General features: G+C 65.7%; 15 protein-coding genes. 2 read left to right on the top strand and 13 right to left on the bottom strand.

All coding sequences use genetic code 11. The annotated features are described in order from the left end of the window. Positions 1–62 precede the first annotated feature (62 nt). The 6 genes from Q3866_RS04770 to Q3866_RS04745 form a co-directional block, all read right to left on the bottom strand. On the bottom strand, positions 63–941 hold the full coding sequence (locus Q3866_RS04770) for a dihydrodipicolinate synthase family protein (protein WP_301830021.1): 879 nt from the start codon (positions 939–941) through the stop codon (positions 63–65). Positions 942–1055: 114 nt separating this feature from the next. Further along, positions 1056–1511, bottom strand: coding sequence for an RbsD/FucU family protein (locus Q3866_RS04765; protein ID WP_126421491.1), 456 nt, complete (start codon positions 1509–1511; stop codon positions 1056–1058). 75 nt (positions 1512–1586) lie between these two features. Beyond that, positions 1587–2384 carry an amidohydrolase gene (locus tag Q3866_RS04760; protein WP_195447918.1) on the bottom strand — a complete coding sequence of 266 codons (798 nt, stop codon included), beginning with the start codon at positions 2382–2384 and terminating at the stop codon, positions 1587–1589. Between the two features lie 5 nt (positions 2385–2389). Further along, complete coding sequence (locus Q3866_RS04755; protein ID WP_293674324.1) at positions 2390–3646, bottom strand: MFS transporter; 1257 nt, start codon at positions 3644–3646, stop codon at positions 2390–2392. 27 nt (positions 3647–3673) lie between these two features. Beyond that, positions 3674–4465, bottom strand: a complete 792-nt coding sequence (locus tag Q3866_RS04750; RefSeq protein WP_293825716.1) for an SDR family oxidoreductase — start codon at positions 4463–4465, stop codon at positions 3674–3676. A 180-nt stretch (positions 4466–4645) separates the two neighbouring features. Then, complete coding sequence (locus tag Q3866_RS04745; RefSeq protein ID WP_301830014.1) at positions 4646–6160, bottom strand: UxaA family hydrolase; 1515 nt, start codon at positions 6158–6160, stop codon at positions 4646–4648. 365 nt (positions 6161–6525) lie between these two features. Between Q3866_RS04745 and Q3866_RS04740 the strand changes: the two genes are divergently transcribed. Continuing rightward, on the top strand, positions 6526–7293 hold the full coding sequence (locus Q3866_RS04740; protein WP_301830012.1) for an IclR family transcriptional regulator: 768 nt from the start codon (positions 6526–6528) through the stop codon (positions 7291–7293). A 337-nt stretch (positions 7294–7630) separates the two neighbouring features. Here the strand turns inward: Q3866_RS04740 and Q3866_RS04735 are convergent, their stop codons facing one another. The 6 genes from Q3866_RS04735 to rpsA form a co-directional block, all read right to left on the bottom strand. After that, the gene (locus tag Q3866_RS04735) at positions 7631–7927 is read right to left on the bottom strand and encodes a YerC/YecD family TrpR-related protein (protein WP_301830010.1); all 297 of its coding nucleotides are present in this window, start codon (positions 7925–7927) and stop codon (positions 7631–7633) included. A 185-nt stretch (positions 7928–8112) separates the two neighbouring features. After that, complete coding sequence (locus Q3866_RS04730) at positions 8113–8469, bottom strand: phage holin family protein (protein WP_301830009.1); 357 nt, start codon at positions 8467–8469, stop codon at positions 8113–8115. 105 nt (positions 8470–8574) lie between these two features. After that, positions 8575–10839 carry an excinuclease ABC subunit UvrB gene (gene uvrB, locus Q3866_RS04725; RefSeq protein WP_301830006.1) on the bottom strand — a complete coding sequence of 755 codons (2265 nt, stop codon included), beginning with the start codon at positions 10837–10839 and terminating at the stop codon, positions 8575–8577. Further along, a complete protein-coding gene (coaE, locus tag Q3866_RS04720; protein WP_301830005.1) occupies positions 10826–11467 on the bottom strand; it encodes a dephospho-CoA kinase in 642 nt (213 codons plus the stop codon). The genes uvrB and coaE overlap by 14 nt, the downstream gene beginning before the upstream one ends. 5 nt (positions 11468–11472) lie before the next feature. Further along, the gene (locus Q3866_RS04715; protein ID WP_301830003.1) at positions 11473–11904 is read right to left on the bottom strand and encodes a zinc ribbon domain-containing protein; all 432 of its coding nucleotides are present in this window, start codon (positions 11902–11904) and stop codon (positions 11473–11475) included. Positions 11905–12126: 222 nt separating this feature from the next. Then, a complete protein-coding gene (gene rpsA / locus Q3866_RS04710; protein ID WP_293825732.1) occupies positions 12127–13290 on the bottom strand; it encodes a 30S ribosomal protein S1 in 1164 nt (387 codons plus the stop codon). Between the two features lie 450 nt (positions 13291–13740). On the opposite strand from rpsA, the gene Q3866_RS04705 reads away from it, so the two are divergent. Next, positions 13741–14490 (top strand): HAD family hydrolase, encoded by a 750-nt coding sequence (locus Q3866_RS04705; RefSeq protein WP_301830001.1) that lies wholly within the window; start codon positions 13741–13743, stop codon positions 14488–14490. A 4-nt stretch (positions 14491–14494) separates the two neighbouring features. Here Q3866_RS04705 and rnhA read toward each other — a convergent pair whose 3' ends face one another. After that, positions 14495–14980 (bottom strand): ribonuclease HI, encoded by a 486-nt coding sequence (gene rnhA / locus Q3866_RS04700; RefSeq protein WP_301829999.1) that lies wholly within the window; start codon positions 14978–14980, stop codon positions 14495–14497. Positions 14981–15046 lie beyond the last annotated feature (66 nt).

Raw genomic sequence — 15046 nt, 5'->3', positions numbered from 1 at the left:
TGGTGACGCATGAAAGGAGGCGCAAGAGCAAAAGGAGCAAGGAGCTCCGATAACGCAGGTGCCTAGGCAAGCAGCTCGGCGATCGCGGCCTCGTCGGCCTCGGTGGCCTGGACGGCCGGCTCAAAGATCTTCGTGGAGATGGACAGGCCCTTGACCTTCACGGCAGCCTTGATGGCAGAGACGAACAGGTCGCAGACGTCATAGACGGCCATGAGCTTGGAGATGCGCTCGGCGCACGCCACAGCGGTCGCGAAGTCGCCCTCCTCGTAGGCCGCGTGCATCTTGACGAACGTCTCGGGCTCCACGTTCGTGAGGCCGCACAGCACGCCGTTGCCGCCGCTCACGCGGTTGACCAGGTAGTACTCGTCAAAGCCGGAGAACACGGTGAAGTCGGGGTTCACGGCACGCGCGGCGCGGATGACCTTGCGCGTGTGGCTGATCGTGTCCACGGTGTCCTTGATGCCGCAGATGTTGGGGTGCTTGGCGGCAAGAGAGGCCACGAGCTCGGGCGTGAGGTCGGTGCCGGTGCGCGCCGGGAAGTTGTAGAGGATCACGGGAAGCTTCGTGGCCTCGGCGATGCCGCCAAAGTAGTTCTCGGCGGTGAGGGGGCTCGGGCCAAAGTAGTACGGCGAGACGGCGAGCACCGCATCGGCGCCGGCCTTCTCGGCGAACTTCGTGAACTCGATGACGTTGGCGTACGTCGTGTCGCCCACGCCGGCAAACACCTTCATGCGCTCACCAACGCGCTTGACGGCAAACTCGAGCGCGGCCTCCTTGTCGGCAAGCGAGACGCTGTAGAACTCGCCGATGCTGCCGAACAGCAAAACGCCGTTCACGCCGGCGTCGGCAAGGTGGTCGAGGTGCTTGCCCCAGAGGTCGTAGTCGATTTTGCCCTCGTCGTCCGTAATGGTGATGGACGGGCAGAAAATGCCCTTGAACATGACTTTCTCGCTTTCTGGGGACGGCCAGCTCCAGGCTGTCCCCCGTTTGTTTCCCCTTGACGCAACATGGGACCGGCCGCAAGCGCGCCGGTCCCATGGGCAATGCGAACGAAGCTAGTCGATCTGCTCGTTCTCGTACACGACGCCCTTCTGCAGGATGACGTTAGCATACTGGGCGCGCTCGCTCGTGGCGATCACGACGTAAGCCTTCTTGGCCTCGTCGTAGAACGGGAAGCGGTCGATGGTGCCGATGACGTCGGCGCCGCGGTCGTCCACCTCGGAGACGAGCTGCTTGTACGTGTCCCAGATCGGGGTCTCGCAGTCGTCCCCCGGCACGACGTCCATGAGCGTGACGGGCTTCTCGACGTACTGGTCGAGCGGGACGAGCTTGAGGATGGCCTTGAGGATCTCGGGCACGCCGTGGCCGTCGCAGCGGACGAGCTTGCAGTCCTTGGCGATGGAGGCCGCCGGGAAGTTGCCGTCGGCGATGACGAGCGTGTCGCCGTGGCCCATCTCGCACAGGATCGAGAGGAGCTCGGGCGGAAGCACCGGAGAGATACCCTTGAGCATAATGCACTCCCTTACTATGATGGGACCGATGGAGCGGCCCGCGCGCCGACTGGACGCGCGGGCCAACTTCAGACGTTAGAGCGTAAGGCCGTAGGCACGCACGGCGTTGTTCATGAAGAAGTCCTCGTCGTCGCCAAAGGCGTCGCGAAGCGTCTGGAAGTGCTCGTCGAAGGAGCTGTAGAGCTTCACGACGGGCCAGTTGGACGCGTACAGGAGCTTCTTGGGGTCGAACGTGTCGCGCGTGAACTTGAGCAGCTCGGAGACGAACTGCTTGTCGGCCGTCGGGAAGCCCGAGACCTTCACGTAGAGGTTCGGCAGGGTCGCGAACTTCTTCATGACCGCGCACCACTCCGGCGTGAGCGCCTCGACGTTGCCGAGGTGGTTCAGGATGACGGTCTCCTCGGGCGCCTGGGCGAACGCCTCGTAGGCGTCCTCGAGCTCGTTCACGCGGTTGCAGGACTCAAAGGGCAGGCCCTTCTTGGCCAGCGTGTGAAGTCCCTCGACGAAGCTGGGCTCAAGGCAACGACCCTTGGGCTCGGAGTCGATGTGGAGCGGCTCGCGGATGCCGGCGGCAAAGGCCGGGACGCGCATCCACGGAGAGACGTCGCTGCGAAGCATGCAGGCAAGCATCTTGGGGTGGGCCGCCTTGAGGTCATAGGCGATCTTGTCCTCGGCCTCGTGGTCGGCGCAGTCAACCTCGACGTACACGCCGCCGACGAACTCGACGCCGGCCTGGCGGGCGTACTCGGCCTCGAGGTCCTCCACCTTGTAGGTGTGCGTGATGGTGCCGTCGGTGCCGTCGAGCCAGGGAAGGCTCTGCGTATCGAGGTTCCACACGTGGAAGTGAGAATCGACAACCTTGAGATCAGACATGATGGTTACTCCTCCCCAAAGCCGATCTTGGAGCCGGCAAAGCCGTACCAGGCGCAGAAGGCCAGGCAGGGCACGGCGACGAGCATGGCGACGGACAGGCCGCAGGCATCGCCGATGGCGCTCACGACGACCGGGATGATGGCGCCGCCCACGATCGACATCGTGATGATGGACGAGCCCGTCTTGGTCTCGTTGCCGCTCATGCCGCGCAGCGACAGCGAGAAGATCGTCGGGTAGCCGATGGACATGAACAGGTAGGCCACGACGAACGCGGCGACCGAGACCACGCCAAGGTTCAGGAAGACGAGGAAGAAGCAGACGGCGGCACCAGTCATGTAGATGCCGAGCAGCTTGCCCGGGTCCTTCTTGGCCAGAAGCGGCGTAGAGCCGAAGCGGCCAATGGTGAACAGAAGCGACAGGGCGCTCACGAGGCCCGTGGCGAGGCTCATCTCAAGGCCGGCGACCTTCGTCGCATACGTGGCGAACAGGGAGAAGCCAACCGTCTGGATGCCCACGTAGAAGAACTCGGCGACGACGCCAAGCTTGAAGTAGGGCTTCTTGAGGGCACCGCCCTTGGCGGCCTTCTCGGAGCCGGCCCCCTCGACGTCGTTAGGCGGCGTGGGGAGCTTTACGAAGACGAACACGGCGAGCATGATGGCGAGCACGATGGCGATCACGATGTAGATGCCACGGGTGCTGCCCAGGAAGGCCGTCTTGGCCTCGGCGAAGCCGGGCTGACCGGCGGCGACCGTCGTGCTCAGGATCTGGGCCATGATGAGCGGGCCCACGATGGAACCGACGCCGTTGAACGACTGGGCGAGGTTGAGTCGCATGGACTCGTGCTTCTCGTCACCGAGCTTGGTGATGTAGGGGTTGCAGTTGGCCTCGAGCGTGGTGGCGCCAGCGGCAACGACGAACGTGGAGACCAGGAACAGGGCGAACGAGGCGGCGTTCGTGGCGGGCACCGTGATGATGGAACCGATCACGAACAGGGCGAGGCCGGCGATGACGCCACCCTTGTAGCCGAACTTCTTGGCGATGGCGCCGGCCGGGATGGCCATGACGAAGTAGGCACCGTAGTAGGCGACCTGCATGAGCGACGTCTGGGTGGTCGTCAGCTCAAGGTAGTTGGCGATCGGGGCGTTCAGCGAGCTGACCAGGTTCATGGCCAGGCCCCAGACGAAGAACAGCGAGGTCACGAGAACGATGGCGATGGTTGCCGCAGCGCCCTTGGTGCTCGCCTTCTTGGCGGAATCAGACATGCGTTAAATCCTCTTTCCAGGCCAGAGCTAGTCGAGGGCGCGATCAAGGTTGACGTAGCCGCCGTCGACGCTGCACCACTGGCCGGTGGTGTGGCTGGCGCGGTCGGACAGCAGGAAGGCGCAGGTGTCGGCAATCTCCTCGCAGGAGGTCATGCGGTGCTCCAGCGGGATGCGGTCGGTGATGAGGGACAGACGCTTCTGCTGGGCCTCCTCGTCACCAAAGGTCTTGATCCAGTTGGCGTACAGCGGCGTCCAGGCCTCGGCGACCACGATTGCGTTGACGCGCACGGAGTCGTGGACGAGGGCGGCGGCCCACTCGCGGGTGAGGCCGAGGATGGCGCCCTTGGCGGCGGCGTAGGCGGTCGTCTTGCCCTGGCCGGTCAGAGCGACCTTCGAGGCGATGTTGACGATCGAGCCCTTCGACTCCTTGAGGTAGGGGCAGCAGCAGTGGACGAGCTCGAAGTAGTGCGTCAGGTTGCCGTGCAGGGACTTCTCGAAGTCGTGCCAGTCGAGGGTCTCGAGCTCGAGGTTGTCGTTGCGGCCGGCGTTGTTCACCACGCCGTCGATGTGGCCGTACTTCTTGTAGACCTCCTCGACGATGGGCTTGATGGCATCGGTGTCGTTGAGGTCGATGTAGTACATCTCAAACGTGTCGGTGATCTCGGAGATCTCCTTGCGGAACTCGTCCTCGACGCCGTCCTTGCGGTTCAGGACCACGGGGATGGCACCCTCGCGAGCGAGCTGCAGGGAAATGCCCTTGCCGATGCCCTTGAAGCCGCCGGTGACGAAGATGACCTTGCCCTCGAGATGCAGATCCATGATGTACTCCTCCTTGTTGTGCCTGGGGTTTCCAGGCTTCCTATATGCGCGGGTTGTAGGGGGACCCGCACAGCTCACACGGGCGCCCCGCCCGCGATGATGCCTTGGTGGTCGAGGTTGGGGATGGCTCCCCGCCTCGTGGCCGAGACGCTCGCGCGCCTCGGGTGGTGCCGCCGCGCCTTACATGTAGTTGCACAGGTGCGGCAGGGCCGTCTCGGTGAAGCCCAGGGCCTCGGCGCAGGTGGGCTCGCCGTTGCAGACCGCGATGATCTTGTCAATCAGCTGGTCGCGCAGCTCCTCCATCGTCTCGGGGCCGTAGATCGTGGCCTGGGCGTCGAAGTCGATGTGGTCAGCCATGGTCTGGGCGGTGCGGCCGTTGGCCGTGATGCGCAGCACCGGTGCGATGGCGTTGCCGGTGGGCGTGCCCAGGCCGGTCGAGAAGATGACGAGCTGACAGCCGCCGGCGATGATGCCGCCCACGCTGGACGGGTCGTTGCCGGGGGTGTCCATGATCACGAGGCCCTCGTGGCTCTTGAGCTGGGCCGCGTAGGGGTAGACGGCGTTGATGGGGCTGTGACCGGCCTTGTGGATGCAGCCGAGCGACTTCTCCTCGAGCGTGGTGAGGCCGCCGGCCATGTTGCCGGGACTGGGGTTGCCCTCGCGCATCTCGGCGCCAAAGCCCTGGACGTACTTCTCGTAGTCGCGCACGATCTTGAGGACCTGCTCGCCCACCTCGGGGCTCGCGGCGCGGCGCGCCAGGATGTGCTCGCCGCCAAAGAGCTCGGGCGTCTCGCACAGGACGGTCGTGGCGCCTTGGCCAACAAGCCAGTCGGAGACCTCGCCGATGAGCGGGTTGGAACCCAGGCCGCTCGAGGTGTCGGAGCCGCCGCAGTTGGTGCCAAAGATGAGCTCGGAGACGGGAACGTCCTCGCGCTCGCAGGCCGCGGCCTCGGCCACGAGCTCATGGGCGATGCGCGTGCCCTGCTCGATGGCCTTGATGGCCCCGCCCACCTGCTGGATCACGAGCGAGCGGATGGGCTTGTTGGTACGCTTGCGGATGGCGTCGACCACGAGGTCGTTCTGGCAGCCCTCGCAGCCCAGCGACACCGCGAGCACGGCGTAGACGTTGGGGTTGGCGGCGAGGCCCGCGAGCGTGTCAAGCGTGAGCTGCTGGTCGACGTTGACCTGGCTGCAGCCGTTCTGGTTGTGGAACGACACGCAGCCGGCAACCGCTCGGGCGATGCGCTCGGAGGTGTCCGACGCGCAGATGCTCGTCGGCAGGATCAGGACGTGGTTGCGGATGCCCACCTGGCCGTCGGCGCGGCGATAGCCGCGGAAGGTGCGGGTGCACTCGTGCTGAGCGGGAGCAGCCGCGGTGGTCGTCTCGACGGTGCCCACGCCATTGGCGTCGGTGTCCTTGAGCTCGTCGGAGCTCTCGCAGTTGTGGGTGTGGACGTGCTCGCCCTGCGAGATGTCGCGGGTGGCGACGCCGATGTACTCGCCGTACTTGACGACCTTGTCGCCCTTCTTGATGTCGGTGCGGGCAATCTTGTGGAAGAGCGGGATGGCCTCCTTCGTCACGACGTGGCCCTCGCCCCCAGCGGGAAGCGGGTAGGCGACGTCGGCGCCCGCCTCGAGCTGGCGGATGGCCACGACGACGTTGTCCTTCTCGTCAATGATGACGCCGTTACGCATGTGCGCTCCTCTTCGGTACGTGGGTGTCGTAGCAGCTCGCACGCGACCCTCCCCTTTGCGCCCTGGTGCGGCGACTGGCTGCGAAGGCTTTGCGTTCGCATTTACGAACTGTGTTCCCAAAACGCGGTTCTACCTTAATTCCATCGATGGCCGATGGCAACTTCATTTTAGCGCTCGCCGCGAACGGTTGCATTCCTTCCGCGAACGGTGTTCGCATACACGAACGTTCAATGAAATGATTAGAATATCTATGCAAGTAGTTGAGTGGATGCGCGAGAGAGCCTCGGGGACGTTACGGGGCGCGCACCAAGTGCGCGATAGGGCCGCAGGGACGCCGCGGGCTCGCGCGAGAGGAGAGGTACATAGTGGAGAATCAGGCTCGCGAGGCAAGGCCGCAGCATCGCTCGACCATGCGCGTGCTCGACATCCTGGAGGCCCTGGCAAACTCCACGGCCGGCCTCACGATGGCAGACGTCTGCCGCGAGGTGAGCGCGCCCAAGGGGTCCATCTCCCCCATCCTGCACACGATGGCAGACTCGGGCTACGTCGCCTACGACGAGTCAACGAAGCGCTACACGATTGGCCTCAAGACCTACCTGCTGGGCAAGTCGTATGACCGCGAGAGCAGCTCGATGGGGCTGTTCGTGGCCGCCATGCGCGAGGTCACCAACGCCTGTGGCGAGACCTGCCAGCTGGGCGTCCTCGACCACGGGCGCGTGTTGTACGTGGCCAAGGTCGACTCGCCCCAGCCCGTGCGCCTGACCTCGAGCATTGGCCGCACGCTGCCGATCCACTACACAGCCATCGGCAAGGTGCTCGTGAGTGAACTGCCCGAGGCCGAGGTGCGCTCGATGCTCGCCGAGCCGCTCGAGAGGCCCACGGCCGCGACGATCCACTGTGCCGACGAGCTCATCGCCCAGCTGGGCGAGGTGCGCGAAACGGGCTTTGCGTACGACCGCGAGGAGGCCACCGAGGCCGTGCAGTGCATCGCCGTGGGCATCCGCCGCCACGGGATGCTCGAGTATGGCCTGAGCGTCACGACCCCCTCGTACCGCCTCTCCCCCGAGAAGCGCGACCGCATCAAGAGCGCGCTCACGAGGGCCAAGAGCCACCTGGAGCTCGCCCTTGCATAGGCGGCCGCACCGGGCACTCGCCCAAGGTGTGTGCCTGACGCGACAATCCCTCGGCCGATGCGCCACTCGCGTGCCAAACGCGACTATCTCAAGGTCTCGGAGCGGCCATTTAGTCTCGTTGGGCACGCACAGCCGAGCCAACCGACAAGAGTGCGTGCCAAAAGCAGGTAATTATTCAGAACGCGTGCCAAACGCAGGTAGTTATTGGCCTTCCAGCTCGATAATTAACCGCACTTGGCACGCACTTCTACCTGCACTTGGCACGCGCTTTTGCTTGCGAGAAGGTCGCAGCCAACAGGGCTGCCGCCATTGCCCCGCAGGGCGCGCGCGGCGGCCGCTACTCTGTGGAGAGGCGGTCGAGGACGGTGCGATAGCCACCCGCCTCGCCGTTGAGGCACTTTGAGACGCGGCTGACGGTGGTCGACGAGGCGCCGGTGTGTTCCTGGACGGAGAGGTACGGCTCGCCGGCGTCGAGCAGGCGCGCGACCTCGAGGCGCTGGGAGAGGTCCTCGATCTCGCGCGGGGTGCAGAGGTCAACGAGAAGGGCCTCGACGTCCTTGGCGGTCGTGAGCTCGCACAACGCAGCCACCAGCCTACGTGCCGGCTCGGTGGCAAGAGCCTCTCGTGCGTCCATGCGCCCTCCCCTCGCGGCGCGCATCGAACGGCCGCTCGCATCAATCGATGCATCTACTTTAGCGCATTAAAGCACAGCCGCGACACGCCGCACGCAAGACGCCCACAGCAAAGGGCCCGAGCACCACCGTGCCCGGGCCCCATCACTTGTATCGTCGGTCAAAAGCAACCACTCGCGGGGTCTCTCTACTTGATGACGCCACCAAGGATCATCGAGACAAGCGAGATGACGATGGCACCGAGAAGCGCCGCTCCAAAGCCCTCGATGAGAATGCCCGCATGCGTGATGTTGCGAGACAGGTAGCTCGCGAGCTCGAGCATGAACGCGTTGATCGCCAGCAGGAACAGTCCCAGCGACAGCACCGTGATGGGCAGGCCCAGCACCTGCAGCACCGGCTTTACCACCGCGTTCACGATGGCGAGGAACAGTGCCGTGAACGCCGCCGCGCCCACCGTGCCGCCCACGACGTCGATGCCCGGCACGAGCCAGACGGCCACGCCCACGGCGATGGCGCCAACCAGCCACTTGCCCACAAATCCCATGTCCGCTCCCTCTCCGCCGCCACGCCTCGCGCGGCGGCCGCGTCATCGTCTGGTCGCGCCCATCCGAGCCGTGCGTCGCAGCCGGCCGCCACGGACGCGCATCCGCTACTTCTTCCTCGGGTGATAGCGACGCCTCGTGGCGTGCGCGCTTCCCTTGCGAGCACCCGCCTTGAGCCTGGCCATGACCTCGTCCTCCGTCGTGCCCTCGACCTTGCTCCTCAGCTCGACCAGCTGGTCGCGCAGCTCGGCCGCACGCTCGAAGTCCATCGCCTCGCTCGCCGCGGCCATGTCGGCCTCGAGGGTCTCCATGAGCCTCACGAGCTCCTCGCGCGGCAACTTCTTGGCAAGCTCGGCCGCCACGGACTTGGCCGTGGCCTCGCTGCGAGCACGCGCGTCCTGCTCGACGTTGACCAGGCTCTCGAACGCGCCGTGGCTACCCGTTCCGTGGCGGTCGCGCGTCTTGTCGCCAAGCGTGTCCTCCGCCTCCTCGATGAAGCTCGAGATGTCAGCGATCGACTTGCTCACCGTCTTGGGCACGATGCCGTGCTCGGCGTTGTAGGCCTCCTGCACGCTGCGGCGACGCCGCGTCTCGTCGATGGCGACGCGCATCGAGTCGGTCACGACGTCGGCGTACATGATGACCTCGCCGTGGGCGTTTCGCGCCGCGCGGCCCATTGTCTGGATGAGCGAGCGGCGATTGCGCAGGAAGCCCTCCTTGTCGGCGTCAAGAATCGCCACGAGCGACACCTCGGGGATGTCGAGGCCCTCGCGCAGCAGGTTGATGCCCACCAGCACGTCGATCTTGCCCGTGCGCAGGTCGCGGATGATGTCCACGCGGTCGAGCGTCGCCGTGTCAGAGTGCATGTAGTTGGCCTTGAGCCCCTCGTCGAGCAGGTGGTCGGTGAGGTCCTCGGCCATGCGCTTGGTGAGCGTCGTCACCAGCACGCGCTCGTGACGCGCCACGCGCTCGCGAATCTCGGAAGTGAGGTCGTCGATCTGGCCGCGCACGGGGCGCACGTCGATCTTGGGGTCGAGCAGGCCCGTGGGGCGAATGATCTGCTCGACCGTCTGCTGGCTCACCTGCTCCTCGTAGTCGCCGGGCGTGGCCGACACGTAGAGGAACTGCGGAACGCGCGCCTCGAACTCGTCGAAGCGCAGGGGTCGGTTGTCCAGCGCGCTGGGCAGGCGAAAGCCGTGCTCCACCAGGGTGATCTTGCGCGAGCGGTCTCCCTCGTGCATGCCGCGGATCTGCGGCACCGTGACGTGGGACTCATCGATGATGCAGAGCATGTCCTTGGGGAAGTAGTCAATGAGCGTGTAGGGCGGCTCGCCGGGCTTGCGTCCGTCGAGGTGGCGCGAGTAGTTCTCGATGCCGTTGCAGAAGCCCATCGTCTCGAGCATCTCGAGGTCGTAGGCCGTGCGCTCGCGCAGGCGCTGCGCCTCGAGCAGCTTGTCGGAGGCCTTGAGCTGCGCCAGGCGCTCGGTGAGCTCCTCGTTGATCGTATCGAGCGCGTGGTTGATCTTGGGGCGCTCGGTGACGTAGTGGCTCGCCGGCCAGATGGGCACGGCGTCGAACTCGCGCAGAATCTCGCCCGTGATCTCGTTGATCTCTGCGATGAGCTCGACTTCGTCGCCAAAGAACTCGATGCGCAGGGGATGCTCGGCGTACGGCGGAAAGACGTCGACGCGCTCACCGCGCACGCGGAAGCACCCGCGGGCGAGGTCGATGTCGTTGCGGTCGTACTGGATGTCGATGAGTGCGTGGATGAGGTCGTCGCGCTCGAGTGGCTCCTCCTTGCTCACGTTGGGGGCAAGGCCCGCGTAGTCCTCGGGGCTGCCGATGCCGTAGATGCAGCTCACGGACGCCACGCAGATGACGTCGCGGCGCGACAGCAGGCTCGCCGTGGCCTGGTGGCGCAGCTTCTCGACCTCCTCGTTCACCGAGGAATCCTTCTCAATGTAGGTGTCCGACTGCGGGACGTAGGCCTCGGGCTGGTAGTAGTCGTAGTAGCTGACGAAGTAGACCACCGCGTTGTTGGGGAACATCTCGCGCATCTCGCTCGCGACCTGGGCCGCGAGCGTCTTGTTGGGTTCCATGATGAGCGTGGGCTTGTTCACGGCCTCGATGGTCTTGGCCATGGTGTAGGTCTTGCCCGAACCGGTGACGCCCATGAGGGTCTGGTAGCGCAGGCCCTCGTTGATGCCGCGCGCGAGCTTTTGAATCGCCTGAGGCTGGTCGCCGGCAGGCTCGTAGGGCGAGACGACCTTGAGCGGCACGCCCTTGCCCTCGACGCCAAAGCGGCGCAGCTCGGCGCCGACGTGACCCGCGAGCTGGACCTCTGGCTGGGCCGCGGGGCTAGTCTGCGGCATCGGAGCCTCCCATCACCTCGTGCCACCACTCGTCGACCGCGCGCGCCAGGGCTGCCTCGTCGCCGGTGTTGTCGATTACGTGGGTTGCATGCGCGCGCAGGTAGTCGTCGCTGGGCTGGTGGAGCACGCGCCGGTCGAAGTCGGCCGCGTCCATGCCGCGGCCCTGGGCGCGCTCGCGGCGCAGGGCCAGCGGGGCGGTGACGACCAGGACGTCGTCGGCGAGCGGCAGCAGGTCCTCGATGCGATCGAGCAGCGGCACCTCCACCACCGTGAGCGCAGGCTCGGTCGCCGCGCAGCAGCTGTTGGTGAGGATGGCGGCCAGGCGCTCCTTGATGGCAGGCATCTCGATGGCCTCGAGGCGCTCCGTGGCCTCGGGCGAGGCAAACGCGCGCATGGCAAGGCTCAGGCGGTCGAGCTCACCGCTCTCGGGGTCGAGAAGGTCGCGGCCAAACTCGTCGGCAACCTGCTCGAGCACGGGGTTGGGACCCTCGTACCAGGGACTGTTTGCCTCGAGCACCTCGCGCGAGACCTGGTCGAGGTCACACAGCCAGGCGCCGCGCTCGTGCAGCAGGCGCGCGACGGTCGACTTGCCCGACGCGATGCCACCGGCCAAAAACGTCGTGTGCATGTGCCTTACGCCTTTCCGTCAAAGCGGGTGTGGCATTTGGGGCAGGTGATGCGCACCTTGCCCTTGCCGCGCGGGATGCGAACGCGCTGGCCACAACTGGGACAGGTGAGGTGCACGTAGGCCTTGGCCTCGCGCGCGAAGGCCACGGGGTTGGCGATGAAGGTGATCACGGGACCAGTCGCGCTTATGGCGCGGGAGTTCTCGCGGGCGCGAGCCATGACGTCCTTGGAGGTGATGCGGAACCACGAGTAGCCAAGCAGCACGAGGGCGATCACCGACAGCACCGTCGTGTGCGCGAACAGGTCGATGATGACGAGTAGCACCGCGACGTTGGTGCAGGCGCTCGAGAGCTCGTCGGCGCCGTTGCGGCCACGCGCCCACTCGACCATCCTTCGCTGCGAGTCGTCCATCTTACGTTTGAAGTCGCCCTTTGGCATGTCTCCCCCATTCGTCTTTTCGAGAACCTATTCTACCCAGCCTGCCGGACGCATACCAAAGCCGCGCCCGCGCGTAACAAAAGCGGGACAACAGGTTCGATGCGCGTACGTGCGGGCGTGGGAGGTGGGACGGAGGGGGCGTCCCACCTCCCACGCAAACAAAAAAGCGGGGCCGCCCGAAGGCGACCCCGCTCGACATGCGAGAGATGTGAGGGCTGAGCGCTACTCGGCGTCAGCGGCCTCCTCCTCGGGCTTGTCCATGGGCTCGACGGCAACCTCGAAGCCGAGGGTCTCGGCGGCAGCCTTCATGGACAGGGAGATGCGGCGACGATCGAGGTCAATCTCCATGACCTTGACCTGAACCTTGTCGCCGACCTTGCAGACCTGCGCGGGGGCGTCGACGTGCTGCTTGGCCATCTCGGAGATGTGGACCAGGCCCTCGATGCCGTCACCGAGGTCGACGAAGGCGCCGAACGGGACGAGCTTCGTGACGGTGCCCTCGACGATGGCGTCGACCGGGTACTTCTTGACGAGGGAGCGCCAGGGATCCTCGGTGGTCTGCTTGAGACCCAGGGAGATGCGCTCGCGGTTGAGGTCGACGTCGAGCACCTGGACCTCGACCTCCTGGCCGACCTTGACGACCTCGGAGGGGTGGTTGACGTGGTTCCAGGAGAGCTCGGAGATGTGGATCAGGCCGTCGATGCCGCCGAGGTCGACGAAGGCGCCGAAGTCGACGATCGAGGAGACCGTGCCCTTGAGGCGCATGCCCGGCTGAAGCTTCGAGAGGATCTCGGAGCGCTCGGCCTTGCGGGCCTCCTCGAGGACGACGCGGCGGGAGAGGACGACGTTGTTGCGGTTGCGGTCCATCTCGATGACGCGGGCCTCGATGCGGGTGCCGAGGTAGGCGTTGAGGTCCTTGACGCGACGAAGGTCGACGAGGGAGGCGGGCAGGAAGCCGCGCAGGCCGATGTCGAGGATAAGGCCGCCCTTGACGACCTCGATGACCTCGCCCTCGACGTTCTCGCCGGCGTTGAACTTCTCCTCAATGCGGTTCCAGGCACGCTCGTACTCGGCGCGCTTCTTGGACAGGACGAGACGGCCGTCCTTGTCCTCCTTCTGGAGCACGAGGGCCTCGATGGTGTCGCCAAGGCTCACGATGTCGGCGGGGTTGGCATCCTTGCGGATGGACAGCTCGCGGACGGGGATAACGCCCTCGGACTTGAAGCCGATGTCAAGCAGGACCTCATCGCGCTCGATCTTGACAACGGTGCCCGTGACAAGATCGCCCTCGTCGAAATCGGTGATGGTGCCGTCGATGAGGTTGTTCATCTCCTCGTTGGACACATCGTCTAGCGAGAAAACGGACGAGTTCTGAATCTCACTCAAAGGTGGACCCCTTTCGAAAACGGGGCCCCGATGCTCATGCGCATCGCCTGCAGCAGCTCCGGGCAAGATGCTCGCCCACAGCCACCGGCTTGGATTTACATCGCTCGGGGGCCGACAGATATGGTGTGTGAGCGTCCGAACTCACACGTCCAGATAGGATACCTGTCTGCCCTATCACATTTCAAGGAGTTTTGCAGCATTCCACGTCTTTTTTCATGACCGAAACAAGTTTGGCCACCCTGATGGGTAGGGCAAAACGCGTGCGCCCCGCAAACGGGCGCGATGGACCGGCGGCGCGCAGGCCCCGCAGCCGCTTGCGCGGGACGCGCGACCGGAGCGGGCGCCTGCTCAACGCACAGTATTGTAAGCCTCGCGCAAGGACGGCGGGGCCGCGCGAGGCGGGGCCGCAACGTGGGTAGAATGGGACGACACGCACACGATGGGGGTTTCATGATTCAGGCCGTACTCTTTGACATGGACGCAACGCTGCTCGACATCAACCTAACGGCCTTCATGACCGCCTATGCCGCGGACTTCTCGCAGATCATGGCTCGCGTGTCGGGCAGGCCCACCATCTCGTTTGGCCCGGTACTCGCCCACTGCTACCTCGCGATGGGCAGCGCGCGCCGCACCGACGGCCTCACCAACGCCCAGGTCTTCTGCCGCGAGTTCGAGCGCCTCTCGGGCGTGCCCCTCGCAGACCCCGCGATCGCCGAGCCCCTGCACTACTACGAGCGCGAGCTGCTCCCCCACCGCTCGGGCGGCCTCACCAACGCCCATCCCATGGAGGGCGGCCTCGCGGCCATCGAGAGGGCGCGCGACATGGGCCTCGTAGTGGCGCTGGCCACCAACCCCAGCTTTGACGAGGAGTGCATCCGCGTGCGCATGGGCTGGGCCGGCATCGCCGACATCCCATTTGCGCGCGTGAGCCACATGGGCAACTCGACGCGCCTTAAGCCCAAGGCCCGCTACTACGAGGAGTTCGTCGCATCGCTGGGGCTCACGCCCGCCGAGTGCCTCATGGTGGGCAACGACGCCAGCCGCGACTTCCCGCGCCCGTGCATCGGCATGCGCACGGCCTACGTGGGGCACGCCCGCCCCAGGGGCGCCGCCTGGAGCGGCCGCATGAGCGAGCTCGCCGACGCGCTGCCCGCGGTCGTCGACCGCGTCAACCTCGAGAACGCCAGCCTGCAACAATAGCAACCTAATCCGTGAAGCCCTCGTCGTTGAGTAGCGTAGCGCGCGGGGCCGTGGCGGCCGCTGCGGCCAGCTGGTCGCAGCGTTCGTTGAGGTCGGTGCCGGCGTGTCCCCTCACCCACACGAACTTCACCTGATGCGGTGCCATGGCGTTGAGCAGGCGCATCCAGAGGTCAGGGTTCTTGACCGGCTCCTTCTTGGCGTTCTTCCAGCCACGGCGCTTCCAACCATCGACCCAATGCTGGTTGAACGCGTTGACCACGTACTGCGAGTCGCTGTGGACCTCGACCTCGCAGGGGCGCTTGAGCGCCTCGAGCGCGGCGATGACGCCCATGAGCTCCATGCGGTTGTTGGTGGTGCGAGCGTACCCGGCCGACAGCTCGCGTTCGTAGAGCTTGCCCGTGGGGTCGTAGCAGCGAAGCACGGCCCCGTAGCCGCCGGGGCCTGGATTTCCCCTGCTCGAACCATCCGTGAAGACGACGACCTTCGTCAAAACAACCCCCTCGCGCAGCGCGCACCCATCGTAGCCCAAGGCGCGCGGTCGCGGCGGAGCCCTTGG

Source organism: uncultured Parolsenella sp. (assembly GCF_958346945.1).
Taxonomy (GTDB): domain Bacteria; phylum Actinomycetota; class Coriobacteriia; order Coriobacteriales; family Atopobiaceae; genus Parolsenella.
The sequence above is the reverse complement of the archived record's forward strand: the minus strand, read 5'-3'. Positions and strand labels throughout refer to the sequence as shown.